Origin of the sequence: Methanolobus chelungpuianus, assembly GCF_024500045.1 — an archaeon.
Lineage (GTDB): Archaea > Halobacteriota > Methanosarcinia > Methanosarcinales > Methanosarcinaceae > Methanolobus > Methanolobus chelungpuianus.
Map to the genome: position 1 here is coordinate 333,159 of NZ_JTEO01000002.1, position 12,348 is coordinate 345,506.

General features: G+C 48.6%; 16 protein-coding genes and 3 tRNA genes. 15 read left to right on the forward strand and 4 right to left on the reverse strand.

Going from position 1 to position 12,348, the window contains the following annotated elements; genetic code table 11:
- Positions 1 to 39: 39 nt before the first annotated feature.
- The 7 genes from secY (at position 40) to PV02_RS02585 (ending at position 5,072) form a co-directional block, all read left to right on the forward strand.
- Entirely contained in the window at positions 40 to 1,515 is a 1,476-nt protein-coding gene (gene secY / locus PV02_RS02555) for a preprotein translocase subunit SecY (RefSeq protein ID WP_256621807.1), read from the forward strand.
- 15 nt (positions 1,516 to 1,530) lie between these two features.
- Complete coding sequence (locus PV02_RS02560; protein ID WP_256621808.1) at positions 1,531 to 2,181, forward strand: adenylate kinase; 651 nt, start codon at positions 1,531 to 1,533, stop codon at positions 2,179 to 2,181.
- Between the two features lie 38 nt (positions 2,182 to 2,219).
- Positions 2,220 to 2,840: a DUF106 domain-containing protein gene (locus PV02_RS02565; RefSeq protein ID WP_256621809.1), complete on the forward strand. Its 621-nt coding sequence runs from the start codon at positions 2,220 to 2,222 to the stop codon at positions 2,838 to 2,840.
- The gene (gene cmk, locus PV02_RS02570; protein ID WP_256621810.1) at positions 2,841 to 3,368 is read left to right on the forward strand and encodes a (d)CMP kinase; all 528 of its coding nucleotides are present in this window, start codon (positions 2,841 to 2,843) and stop codon (positions 3,366 to 3,368) included. It begins immediately after the preceding gene.
- A gap of 33 nt (positions 3,369 to 3,401) precedes the next feature.
- Entirely contained in the window at positions 3,402 to 4,427 is a 1,026-nt protein-coding gene (locus tag PV02_RS02575) for an RNA-guided pseudouridylation complex pseudouridine synthase subunit Cbf5 (protein ID WP_256621811.1), read from the forward strand.
- Position 4,428: 1 nt separating this feature from the next.
- A tRNA-Ser gene (locus PV02_RS02580) sits at positions 4,429 to 4,512 on the forward strand.
- Positions 4,513 to 4,613: 101 nt separating this feature from the next.
- Positions 4,614 to 5,072, forward strand: coding sequence for a GNAT family N-acetyltransferase (locus tag PV02_RS02585; RefSeq protein ID WP_256621812.1), 459 nt, complete (start codon positions 4,614 to 4,616; stop codon positions 5,070 to 5,072).
- 56 nt (positions 5,073 to 5,128) lie between these two features.
- Here the strand turns inward: PV02_RS02585 and PV02_RS02590 are convergent, their stop codons facing one another.
- Positions 5,129 to 5,248: a PEF-CTERM sorting domain-containing protein gene (locus PV02_RS02590; protein WP_342765622.1), complete on the reverse strand. Its 120-nt coding sequence runs from the start codon at positions 5,246 to 5,248 to the stop codon at positions 5,129 to 5,131.
- 386 nt (positions 5,249 to 5,634) lie between these two features.
- Between PV02_RS02590 and PV02_RS02595 the strand changes: the two genes are divergently transcribed.
- From PV02_RS02595 to PV02_RS02625, 7 genes are all read left to right on the forward strand, one after another.
- Positions 5,635 to 6,744 carry an MFS transporter gene (locus tag PV02_RS02595; RefSeq protein ID WP_256621813.1) on the forward strand — a complete coding sequence of 370 codons (1,110 nt, stop codon included), beginning with the start codon at positions 5,635 to 5,637 and terminating at the stop codon, positions 6,742 to 6,744.
- 236 nt (positions 6,745 to 6,980) lie between these two features.
- Positions 6,981 to 7,427 (forward strand): 30S ribosomal protein S13, encoded by a 447-nt coding sequence (locus PV02_RS02600; protein ID WP_256621814.1) that lies wholly within the window; start codon positions 6,981 to 6,983, stop codon positions 7,425 to 7,427.
- A gap of 9 nt (positions 7,428 to 7,436) precedes the next feature.
- Positions 7,437 to 7,982 (forward strand): 30S ribosomal protein S4, encoded by a 546-nt coding sequence (locus PV02_RS02605; protein ID WP_256621815.1) that lies wholly within the window; start codon positions 7,437 to 7,439, stop codon positions 7,980 to 7,982.
- A gap of 14 nt (positions 7,983 to 7,996) precedes the next feature.
- The gene (locus tag PV02_RS02610; protein WP_256621816.1) at positions 7,997 to 8,380 is read left to right on the forward strand and encodes a 30S ribosomal protein S11; all 384 of its coding nucleotides are present in this window, start codon (positions 7,997 to 7,999) and stop codon (positions 8,378 to 8,380) included.
- Between the two features lie 37 nt (positions 8,381 to 8,417).
- A complete protein-coding gene (locus PV02_RS02615; protein WP_256621817.1) occupies positions 8,418 to 9,215 on the forward strand; it encodes a DNA-directed RNA polymerase subunit D in 798 nt (265 codons plus the stop codon).
- A 47-nt stretch (positions 9,216 to 9,262) separates the two neighbouring features.
- Positions 9,263 to 9,350 (forward strand) — tRNA-Leu (locus PV02_RS02620).
- Positions 9,351 to 9,414: 64 nt separating this feature from the next.
- A tRNA-Leu gene (locus PV02_RS02625) sits at positions 9,415 to 9,499 on the forward strand.
- A gap of 59 nt (positions 9,500 to 9,558) precedes the next feature.
- Here the strand turns inward: PV02_RS02625 and uppS are convergent.
- The 3 genes from uppS to PV02_RS02640 form a co-directional block, all read right to left on the reverse strand.
- Positions 9,559 to 10,440: a polyprenyl diphosphate synthase gene (uppS, locus tag PV02_RS02630; protein WP_256621818.1), complete on the reverse strand. Its 882-nt coding sequence runs from the start codon at positions 10,438 to 10,440 to the stop codon at positions 9,559 to 9,561.
- A gap of 140 nt (positions 10,441 to 10,580) precedes the next feature.
- On the reverse strand, positions 10,581 to 10,892 hold the full coding sequence (locus tag PV02_RS02635) for a DUF2551 domain-containing protein (RefSeq protein ID WP_256621819.1): 312 nt from the start codon (positions 10,890 to 10,892) through the stop codon (positions 10,581 to 10,583).
- Positions 10,893 to 11,011: 119 nt separating this feature from the next.
- Positions 11,012 to 12,067 carry a radical SAM protein gene (locus PV02_RS02640; protein ID WP_256621820.1) on the reverse strand — a complete coding sequence of 352 codons (1,056 nt, stop codon included), beginning with the start codon at positions 12,065 to 12,067 and terminating at the stop codon, positions 11,012 to 11,014.
- Between the two features lie 90 nt (positions 12,068 to 12,157).
- Between PV02_RS02640 and PV02_RS02645 the strand changes: the two genes are divergently transcribed.
- A complete protein-coding gene (locus PV02_RS02645) occupies positions 12,158 to 12,343 on the forward strand; it encodes a 4Fe-4S binding protein (RefSeq protein ID WP_256621821.1) in 186 nt (61 codons plus the stop codon).
- Positions 12,344 to 12,348 lie beyond the last annotated feature (5 nt).

Consider the following 12,348-nt stretch of genomic DNA (forward strand, 5'->3'; position numbering starts at 1 on the left):
TTAATGAATCGTATGGATTTCCCAGCAAGGGTGGAATTAATGAGTCTTAAGGAAAGTTTAAAACCAATTTTTAATAAACTACCTGCGGTTGCAAGTCCCGAAGGGCACGTGCATTTCAAAAACAAGTTAATGTGGACACTTGGTATCCTCGTGCTTTACTTTACGCTTGCTAACGTTCCGCTGTTTGGATTGTCACCGGATTCGATAGACCTGTTCGAATCCTACAGAGCATTCTTTGCAGGAGCTTCCGGTTCCCTGATGCTCCTTGGTATAGGACCGATAGTCACTGCATCCATTGTTCTCCAGTTGCTTGTTGGTGCAGATGTAATAAAACTCGATATGTCCAATCCTGATGACCAGGCATTCTTCCAGGGTGCGCAGAAGGCTTTGGTTTTCGTGATGATAGTCCTTGAGGCTCTGCCACAGATAATAGGCGGCTTCGTCATGCCCGATGAAGCAATAGCGGCAGCTCTAGGAGTAGGTATCGGAGTTATCACATTCATCCTGTTCATCCAGATATGTATCGGCGGCATACTGATCCTCTTCATGGACGAAGTAGTTTCCAAGTGGGGTATCGGTTCAGGTGTCGGTCTGTTCATCGTGGCAGGCGTGTCTCAGCAGATAGTCACAGGTCTGTTCAGCTGGGTCGGAGATTCCACGGGCCTGCCAGCCGGTTTCTTCCCTAAGTGGATATACATAATACAGAATGTAGGTACTGATTATCTCTTCACTGGCGATGGCATAATGTTCATGCTTATCCGCGGAGGTATACTTGCCCTTCTGAGTACGATAATCATTTTCCTGCTTGTGGTGTATGTGGAGAGTACCCGTATAGAGATTCCCCTGGCACACAGCGCCGTAAGAGGAGCAAGGGGTAAGTTCCCGGTCAAGCTCATCTATGCATCAGTCCTTCCAATGATCCTTGTAAGGGCGTTGCAGGCTAACATCCAGCTCATAGGTCTTCTGCTCAGCAGCAGGGGCATTACCATACTGGGTGAGTTCCAGGGTTCTACGCCCGTTAATGGTCTCATGTACTATCTGGCTCCTATCAATAGTCCATACGACTGGATACCTTCCCTTGTCAGAGAGTCTTTCACCAGTTATGGTGTGGCTGCCCCTGCAACATGGCAGATCGGCCTGCACGTGCTGGTCGACGCACTGTTCCTGGTGGGAGGCGGCATAATATTCGCATTGTTCTGGATCGAAACCACAGGAATGGGTGCAAAGCCAACCGCAAAGAAGATATTCAATTCCGGTATGCAGATCCCTGGTTTCAGAAGGAACATAGGAAGTATTGAAAAAGTGATGATAAGGTACATCCCGAAAGTAACGGTCATCGGTGGAGCTTTCATAGGTCTCCTGACCCTGGTTGCAAGCCTTCTGGGTACTCTCGGAGGCGCGGGCGGTACAGGACTCTTGCTTGCGGTCAGTATAGTTTACCGTCTCTATGAGGACATAGCATCCGAGCAGATGATGGAAATGCATCCGATGGTAAGGTCCTTCTTCGGACAATAAGATAAGGTGTTGAACATGAACGTAGTATTATTCGGTCCGCCTGGTGCCGGGAAAGGTACCCAGGCCAAGGAACTGACCAAGAAATACAGTATTCCCCACATATCCACAGGGGATATCCTGAGGGCAAATGTCCGCGATGGGACCGAACTTGGCATGAAGGCAAAGGAGTACATGGACCGGGGCGAGCTTGTCCCGGATGCCGTACTCATAGGCCTTATAAAGAACAGGCTCAATGAGCCTGACTGTAAGGCCGGCTATCTTCTTGACGGTTATCCCAGAACTATCCCTCAGGCAGATGCGCTTGATACTATATTAAAGGAGATTGGTAAACCCCTGGATGTGGTGGTCAATATTGAGGTCTCGGATGATGAGCTTGTCAAGAGGCTAAGTGGTCGCAGGACATGCCCCAAGTGCGGTGAGAGCTATCATGTGATGTTCAATCCTCCCCAAAAGCAGGGGATCTGCGATGTATGCGGTTCCCAGTTGTACCAGAGGGACGATGACCGGGAAGAGGTTATCAGGCAGAGGCTTGCAGTCTATAACCAGAAGACAAAGCCTCTGATAGATTACTATGTGAAGGCCGGTATCCTTGTCAATATCGACGGCAGTGCCGGTGTGGATGAAGTATTCCGGCAGGTCTCCGGGGTAATGGACAATTACAAGTAAAAGATTGACTGATCTATTAAACAAGGTGATGATTACCTTTGGCAGCTGCCGAGTATAAGAAACAGATGGAGCGGGCCTTGCTCGCTCTGGGTATTTCCCTGATGATAGGCATAGTTATCCTGGGACAGGAGTTCAGGGACTCCCTGGGAAGTGCTGTAGGATTTATAATGGATCCTTTGGTCAACCTGCTGGGAGCTAACAACTTTCACATTGTATTATTCATAATGGCAGCCATAACTGCCCTCTATGCAACGCTTATCCAGAAATACACCATGGACTGGGAGCTCATGCGCAATGTCCAGGAAAAGATGCGCGTCTTCCAGAAAGAGTTCAGGGAGGCCCAGCTTTCCAATAACACTTCCCTGATGAAGAAGATGGAAGGCCAGCGTGCTGAAATGATGACGGAACAGCTTGAGATGTCCAAGCAGCAGTTCAAGCCGATGGCATATATCAGTATAATATCACTGCCACTTTTCATGTGGGCATACTTCTATATCAAGAGCCACGAAGCTGCATTCATGGTCTTTCCTTTCTGGGGAGAGCATCTGCTTACAGACACAATACTCGGTCCTTTCCAGTACTGGATATTCTGGTATTTCATAGCATCCCTGGCAGTAAGCCAGTTGATGAGAAAGGCACTTGATGTCGGTGGAATCTAATTGCTGTTGACAATAAGTGGCTTACCGGGCAGTGGTACAACCACTGTTTCCCGCATCCTTTCCCAGAAACATGGACTGGAGATGGTTTCTGCAGGCGAGGTGTTCCGTTCCCTTGCGAAAGAGTATGGTATGACCTTGGCAGAGTTCGGTGAACTGGCAGAATCGGATGATTCCATCGATCTTGAGATTGACGCGCGTCAGAAAGAGATTGCCGGTACAAGGGACAACATAATACTTGAAGGGAGGCTGGCGGGTCATATGGCACCACATGCTCTCAAAATATGGATCAAAGCTCCCGTGGAGCTAAGGGTCAGGCGTGTAGTTGCACGTGAATCCGGTTCCTTTGAACAGAAACTTGAAGAAACGAAACAGCGTGAAGCATCGGAAGCTATCCGGTACAGCACAATCTATGGTATTAATATAGGGGACCTTTCAGCCTATGACCTGGTCATTGATTCTGCCAGATGGGATCAGTTCCAGGTGGCTGATATCATCTCCTGTGCAGTTGAACGCTTTTCCGGGCAGTAGCCTTTGGCAGCTTATGATATGAGGTTCTATTAAATGAGTTCAGACATCAGGGAATCTGCCGGGAGCCTGCCCTCCGAATATCCGCGTGAGATGATCCAAAAGGCTGAAGCAACTACCAATCCTTCCTACGGATGCCCGCCGGCAGATCGTCCAATGCGGGAATATGTGGAAATGGGTGTTGTGAACCTTGATAAGCCGGGCGGGCCCACAAGCCATGAAGTCACTGCATGGGTCAAGAACATGCTTGAGCTTAAGCGTGCGGGTCACTCCGGATCTCTGGATCCGGGCGTCACTGGGGTCCAGCCGATCATGCTTGGCAGGGCTACCAAATGTGTTTCAGCTCTGCGTCTTTCCGGCAAGGAATATATCTGTCACATGCGCCTTCACGAGCCTGCTCCTGAGAAGAAGGTGCGCAGCGTATGTTCTGAATTCACGGGTCCTGTTTTCCAGATGCCTCCTGTCATATCCGCAGTAAAGCGGGAACTGAGGGTCAGGATGATCTATTATCTCGAAGTGCTTGAGGTGAATGACAAGTCGGTACTCATGAGAGTTGGCTGTGAGGCGGGCACTTACATGCGCAAGCTTTGCCACGATATTGGGATGGCCCTTGGCACCGGTGCCCACATGCAGCAATTGCGCAGGACCAAGACCGGTCCTTTCAGGGAGGATACGCTTGTAAGTCTGCAGGATCTGAAGGATGCCTATGTGTTCTGGAAGGAGGACGGCGATGAATCCTGCCTGCGCAGGGTTGTAAGGCCCCTTGAGGAAGGCCTGGCCCATCTGCCCCGAATTGTCATCCGCGACAGCGCCGTAGATGCCCTCTGCCAGGGTGCCGCACTTGCTGTGCCCGGAATAGTTAGCCTTGACCGGAATATTCAAAAAGATGATCAGGTATGCATCTTCACTTTAAAAGGCGAGGCTGTCTCCCTGTCAAGGTCCCTCATGGATGCCAGGGAAATGCTTAGTTCGGAGCATGGTATTGCCGCTCTGACCGAAAGAATAATAATGGTTGCTGGCACTTATCCGCAAGGCTGGAAGAGCAAATCCCACGAAACATAATGCCGAGGTAGTCTAGTGGTAGGGCGCAAGCCTGGAAAGCTTGTGGGGCATCCGCCCCTCGGGAGTTCGAATCTCCCCCTCGGCGTCATCCCAAACCCCGGACTGGTCTTAGTTCTTTTTACGTAACTCCTATTGTGGGAATACAGAAGCGATTCTTTTTAATCATTTTAAGATCCTACTTAAAATATGGCTGTTACTGGTGGATGTTCTTTTGATTTCTCCGGGATTCGTTTTGTTGAAGGTCCCGTGGGTGTAGACTGGAACGAAGCTTCCCTATTATTTGCGCGTGCTCCACTGGGCAGGCAAAGACGTGATCCTGAACAATTAAAAAGGGCTTTTGAGGCCAGTTATGCAGTTGCAGTTGCCTATGACCGGGACATGCTCATCGGTATGGGTCGCGCGCTCTGCGACGGTGAGTATCAGGCTGCCATCTATGATGTGGTAGTACTGCCGGAATATCAGGGAAAGGGTGTAGGGAAAGAGATAGTTGGCAGATTGTGCGGAAGACTGCCGGTTGAGAACATTATCCTGTATTCTGTCCCTGGCCGCGAGGGCTTCTACATGAGATGCGGTTTCAGGAAAATGCGTACTGCAATGGCAAAACTGAACCCTTCTATGTCAGAGCCGGATAGTGGATATTTCTGACAGATCCGGAGAATCATGTCTATGAGAAGACAAAGAAGAAAATAATAAGTTTACGCTTACTCTTCCTTGCGGCGCTGCATGAGGAATGCAAGACCGAGGATTGCTGCTACTGGGAGTGCAACTGTCGGGAACTCGGGGGTCTTCCGCTGAATCGCTGTGAGGCAGATTTTCAGTATCCCTAAGTTAAATTCTCATGCCTGGATACAACTCCGTAGTGCACATTCTCGCCCATGAAACTTTCTGACATTATAATGCCGTAATTTTCCGTAGCCCCAATCTTCTGGGTTACCAGCTTTGACGAACTTGTTCCGATGTCATCTATAAGTGTTACTGGATATTGGACACTTGCATTTCCTGCCGGCATCGCTTAAGCTGGCAATACTAATACTAATCGCTTCATATGTGCCCCTCCCGCCTAATATCGTGGAATAGTCATTTTTATTGGGCCTCTCACATCTATCATATTTTTATTAAACCCTCTCGCCTCAACTCTGCTGAACTCTCATTAAATTATAAATAAATAGATTGAAATAGACAAACATGGTTATGGTCTGGTTATAAGATGCGAATAAACACGATCCAGTTTCTTACGAACACATCGCACACAATGTCCAACGTGTTCGTTCCAATATTTGCAGCTTCTCTTGGAGCTTCCTTTTTTGAAATAGGCCTAATAAGCGCTCTTTTCGGCCTGACTTCTTTTGTGTCTTCTTTCATATTTGGTAAGGCCGCGGACATCAACCGTCTGCGCCCTATAGTGCTGATCGGCCTTGCAGTGTCCGGGATTGCTTTCTTTCTGCAGGTCCTTGCATATGATGCCCTCTCACTCGCGCTTTCCAGGGCTCTCGTGGGTTTCTGCATGAGCATATACCCGGCTGCCCTCACGGTTTATATCTACTACCAGAAGGGCAGTATCGGCAAGTTCACTTCTTTTGGCTCACTGGGGTGGATGATAGGCTATCTGCTTGCGGCTGTGATAGAGGATGTGCACTTTCTGTTCATACTTTCATCTGTCTTCTATTTTGTAGCTTTTCTCAATGCCCTCAAACTAAGGGATATAGAAAAGCCTTCCATGAAAATCAGCTATTTCTCAGTTGACACCTTTTCCCGCAATATCGGAGTATATCTCTCCATATTCGTAAGGCACATGGGTGCAGTTGCTGTCTGGACGATACTTCCTCTTTACCTGGTCCGCCTGGGAGCAACTAACTTCTGGATTGGCGTGATCTATGCAATCAATCCTCTTATCCAGTTCGTTATCATGCGCAGGATGGACGGACTTGATAATGAATGGCTTGTAAAGTGGGGATGTATCACTTCAGCTCTGGCCTTTACCTGCTATCTGCTTGCTCCCAGCTTCATCTTCGTGATACCGGGCATGGTCTGTGTGGCATTCGGGTGGTCGTTCCTCTATGTAGGAGGAAATCAACTGCTTGTGGAGCGTAATGCTGAAAAAGCCACAGCTACGGGTATTCTTAATTCAGTGATAGCTGCCGCCAGCATTGTTGGCTCAGTGGCAGGCGGTATTATGCTGGAGCAGTTCGGATATCAGGAAACTCTGATATTTGCGATAGTATGCTCTATGCTGGGAATGGTGTTCTTCAAGGTAAGGAACAGTTCCTCACTGACAGTTGCTGACAAGCAGCAGACGGGAAGTTCCCTGAACGAGTGATCCTATAAGATATTGTATGATGGTCATGTTTTCCGGGAAGTTATTCATCGGATTACAGACCAGTGTATTCTGCTTAAATACTATCTGTTTTACACAATAAGGTTAAATACAAAAGATAGTATATACTGCCGAGTCGTGTTCTATTATTAGAATAACATTACCCGCAAAGCCGGGTGTGCCGGACTTTCTGTGTTCCGGGGCTACGGGATGCATTGCATCCTTAAGGAGGAAATTTAATGGCAGACGAAGAAATAAGACATTTAGTCCGTATCATGAATACTGACCTTCAGGGAAGTCAGCCTGTGATGTATGCGCTGACCGGTATACGTGGTATCGGATTGAGGACATCAAGGATTATCGTAGACAGTACTGGTATTGACCCAAAAGGTGTAATAGGCTACCTTCCAGACGAAGATGTTGCAAAGCTGGATGCAGCTATTGCAGACCTTGAGAAAAGAATGCCCACCTGGATGCTTAACAGGCAGATGGACCCTCTGAGCGGAGATGACAAGCACCTGCTTGGACAGGACATACTCCTTACCTTCAGAGAGGACATAAACAACCTTAAGAAGGTCAGGGCTTACCGCGGTCTCAGGCACGAGAGAGGTCTCAAGGTAAGAGGTCAGAGGACAAAATCCACCGGAAGGCGTGGTTCCACCATTGGTGTGAGCAAGAAGAAATAAGGTGATCTTATGGGATATCCAGGTAAGAAGAGAAAGAGCTACGACACTCCAAAGCACCCGTGGCAGGCAGCCAGGATGGCAAGCGAACTTGAGCTTGTCAAGAAATACGGTCTCCGTAACAAGAAAGAACTCTGGAAGGCACACAGTGTCCTCAGGAGATACAGGGCAGATGCCCGCAGGCTTCTTGCAGAGGGTGAACTTCAGGGTCACAACAAGACTGAAGCTGACCAGATCCTTGCGAGGCTGATCCGCTTCTCCATGCTCGGCACTGATTCCAATATCGATGACATCCTTGGTCTTCAGACCAGCTCAATCCTTGAGCGTAGGTTGCAGACCCAGGTTCACAGGCTCGGACTTGCACGCAGTCCTAAGCAGGCAAGGCAGTTCATCACCCACGGCCACATTGCGATCAATGGTAAGAGGGTAACCGTTCCAAGCATGCTCATATCAAAGGATGAGGAGATGCTCATTGACTATTACGGTACTTCTCCGCTGACCAGTGAAACCCATCCGGAAAGGCCGGCACAGGTAGCATCTAATGTCGCAGGGGCATGAAAGGAGGAAAAGATATGGCGACAAACGGAATTTGGGGCATTGCTCACATAAAATGCTCATTCAATAACACTATCATCACGGTGACTGACATTACCGGTGCCGAGACACTGGCAAAGTCATCAGGCGGCATGGTTGTAAAGGCAGCACGTGATGAGAGCTCACCATATACTGCTATGCAGATGGCAAGCCAGCTCGCAGACATACTCAAGGACAAGGGCATCGAGGGAATCCACATCAAGGTACGTGCTCCCGGAGGCAACAAGCAGAGAAGCCCGGGTCCCGGAGCACAGGCTGCTATCAGGTCCTTTGCAAGAGCAGGGATCAAGATCGGCAGAATACAGGATGTAACTCCTGTACCACATGATGGGACACGTCCTAAGGGTGGAAGAAGGGTATAATTGTATATTAGATCAGTTAATTAATGGATATGAACTCATGACAATGGAAGTTGATGTACTGGAAATGTCAGAGAGGTCTGCAAAGTTCGTATTGTCCAATGTGAGCGCAGCTTTTGCAAACGGTATAAGGAGGGCAGCGCTCGCTGACGTACCGACCCTTGCAATAACTTACGTCAACATTTACAACAATACCTCTGTCCTCTTTGATGAACAGCTTGGATTAAGGCTTGCCCTTATTCCTCTAGCCGCAAACATTGAAGAGTTCGTACCTGTTGAAGAGTGTACATGTGGTGGCTCGGAGTGCCCTGGCTGCAGGGTCTCCCTGACACTGAGCGCTGAAGGTCCGAGGATGGTCTATTCAGGTGACTTTGTCTCATCCGATGAAAAAGTGAAGCCTGCAGACCCTAATATTCCTATCATCGAACTGAAGGAAGGCCAGAAGGTCGTGCTTGAGGCAATTGCCCATGTGGGTTATGGCAACCAGCATGCCAGATGGCAGGCCGGTGTTGCGTGCGGATACAAGAACATGCCAGTCGTGACCTTCACAAATTGTGATGGCTGCGGCGAGTGTGTGGAGGAGTGTCCCCAGGCGATCATTAAAATGGGGCCTGAGGGTGCAGAGATATCACAGGATGATATTCTGAAGTGTATACTCTGCAAACTCTGTCAGGGAATCTGTGAGATCGATGCAATCAAAGTTTCTCACGATGAGAATGCCTTCGTTTTCACTATGGAATCGGATGGTTCCTATACGATCCAACAGTTAATTATAAATGCAGGGAAGAACATTAAGGACAAAGCCGCCCGGATGGGGGAAATCCTAGAGTCCCTGTGATCCGGTCAGGAGAGCTATCTCCTGAAATTTATTTAATATGCACTCGTGCGGGGGTTGCCCAGCCAGGCCAAAGGCGCTAGGTTGAGGGCCTAGTCTCGTAGGAGTTCGTGTGTTCGAATCACACCTCCCGCACCAATCTTCTTTAACTTGAACAGGTATCATTCTGCGTATCCGCCAAGCTCATGCTTGCAAATCAGATGCGGGGGTTGCCCAGCCAGGCCAAAGGCGCTAGGTTGAGGGCCTAGTCTCGTAGGAGTTCGTGTGTTCGAATCACACCTCCCGCACTAGTTTTTTTATGTTACAGATAAAATCTCTGTCAGCTTCTACATTTTCAGCGCGGGGATCACTGATGCAGGCCTTCGATCTTCGTTGAGTGCCTGATCTCTGTGAGTTCGGCCTTCCCTAATGCCTTAAAGAAATGGGCTGCACGCATGGTTGCATGCTGTTCCCTCTCTTCTACCCGGGTCTGGTACACGCGTATGGAGCGCAGGAAATCGATCTTACGGAACTCAGGCCAGAAAGGGGCGCAAAAATAAGATGCGCATTCGTTCCCGTTTGCCTGCCAGGGCAGAAAGTTGGAGACACGCTCGTCGCCGCCTGTACGGATTATAAGGTCTACGTCAGGGAGGGCAGAGCCTCCTGCAGGATAGAGGTGGCTTGATATTGTGTCTTCGTTGATGTTGCTGAGCTCAATCTCCCCTTTCTGGAGCATGCCGGCTATTTCTTTGACAGCCTGTACTATTTCCTGGCGTCCTCCATAAGCTATTGCAACATTGAGATTGAACCTGTCATATCCGGACGTCACAAGTTCCACATTCTTTATGGATTCCCGGAGCATTTCAGGCAGCTTGTCCGTATCCCCTATGGCGTGTACGCGCATCCGCCTCTCATGCGTTCTCTCATCCTCGCCGATCTCATCGAACTTCAGCCTTATCAGTTCGAATAGCCTATCCTTCTCTTCATCAGAGCGGCTGAAGTTCTCTGTGGAGAATGCATAGATCGTCAGGTGTTCTATGCCCAGCTCACAGGACCACTCGATAACCTTCTCCGTAACATTTGCGCCTTTCATATGCCCAAAAGCAGCCATCTGCCCCAGTCTGCGTGCATATCTGCGATTACCATCCATTATAATGGCAACATGCCTTGGTATCCGGGCACTTTTGACTTCCTGTGTCAGAAGCCTTTCGTAGCCTTTATAGATCCACGGAGGTATGTGCTTTAGCATACGGAACACCATCTAATATGATCAATATCTCGCTCCAATATATCCCGTTTTGCTTTTTCAATTAAAATAAATAAGCCAATAAACGTTACTGGTTATTGAAGCTTTATAACAAAGATAGAGGCTCCCCAAAAGCCTGATAATTAATAGTTCTCCAGGACCGACTTAACGATATCCCTGTAATCTTCCTTCAGAAGATATATGTTATGGTCTCCGGTCACATCAATACTGAGAATCCCAAGCCTCGTGTTCATAAGGCCTACCATTGCAGAAACCCCTCTGTAGCTAACGTCAAAATCTGCATTGTTAAGATGTTCGTACACGTCACCTGTAGTGAATTTTCCTCCACTCAGGAACAACTTCAATACTACTTTACGTATACCTGTATCATCGCGACTGAGATATTTTATTAACCTATCCCTTACTCGCTCTTCTATCGTTTCCAGTACAAACACCTCTTTTTTTAAATATGTTATTTTATCTTATAAAACTATTGTACATGTCAACGCGCGCAAGTGTTTCGCGCGATGAAAATCGTACTACTTATATCATTCTAAGATATATAACTTGGCTTTTATAGGGGTATCTTCTCCACTACAAACCCATTCTCAAAAGGATATCTCTCCACAATGGACACATCCTCAGTGTTCTCTCTCACCAGCTCAGCGACATCTTCAAGTACCCACCAGGCTGTTTCAACAGAAAGACCTCTTACCTCCATCATCTCCGGAAGTATTCCTTCTTCTGTGAGCAATTCCGTTACTTCCTGGGCAGCCTCAGCATCCTTGCAAAGGATCTGCCCGTAAACAACGGTTCCTTCTTCTGTTATTTCATCGAACGCCCTTGCAGTGTTGCGGGCGACACGCACAAGGCGTTCCCTCAGTTGTACGGCGTCCTTGTATGTTGATGAACAGAAGTGCACTTTCCCTGCACCGCCTTTGCGGAACATGTCCCTTGCAAGTCCCATTGAACCGGCAACAGCATTAGATATGTCTCCTTCAAGTACAAAACCTTTAAGATTCATAGCTCCTGCATTAGAATCTGAAAACTCCAGCTCGTTGAGATTCAGGAAACAATCCATTTCCCTGGCAAAAGCTGCGACCTCTTCTATGCCCTCAATGGCAGGAACTTCTATTCCCGCTTCGATATTGCACTGCCTGGCATATCCTATGGAAGCAGCATAAGGGCTTGTTCCAAGCTCCCCCCACATAGAAACGGGAGGGTGGAACCTTATCTCATCCAGTCCTGCTTCGGCGAGCCTGCTGACAGTGTCCATATCAGGTGCAACGGATGTGTACAGGTGGATGTGATGCCCCCGTCCAAACTCCGATCTCAGGAGCCTGATGTAGCGAAGCACTCTCTCAGGCACGAGTAAAGGCTCCCCACCTGTAATCCCTGTGCCAAGGGCGTCCATGATGCGTGCCTCTTCTATCACGTCCTGGTCGCAGTTGACAGCCCTTTCATTAGCAAAGACCACATCCTTTCGCCTCTCGGCGGAAACCGGGCAGTAGAAGCAATCCCTATGGCACACCCCAGTGACGAAGAGCACCATCTTGGCACCCTGCTGGCATAGCCTGCAGCCTTCTGAAAGATATGTGTGGAATGATCCTGTATTGTTCACTTCGCTCATTGGCGGACTCTATACTCTGGTCATATATAAGGCTATTTAAACAGTGCAGGCTCAATACTTTAATGTAATATCCTCCCGATATGCTCCCATATGCAAGGAAAGGAGGGCCATATAGCGGTCATAGGCTGCAGAAGATGCCGGAAGTGTGACAGTGCCTGTACATGCAGGGCCCTGTACAGGGTTGATGGCCTTGCAAGGGTGGATTACAGCAAGTGCACCATGTGCATGGCCTGCGTGAAAGCCTGTCCAAACAAGGCACTGGTCCTTATCGACTGAAGCTG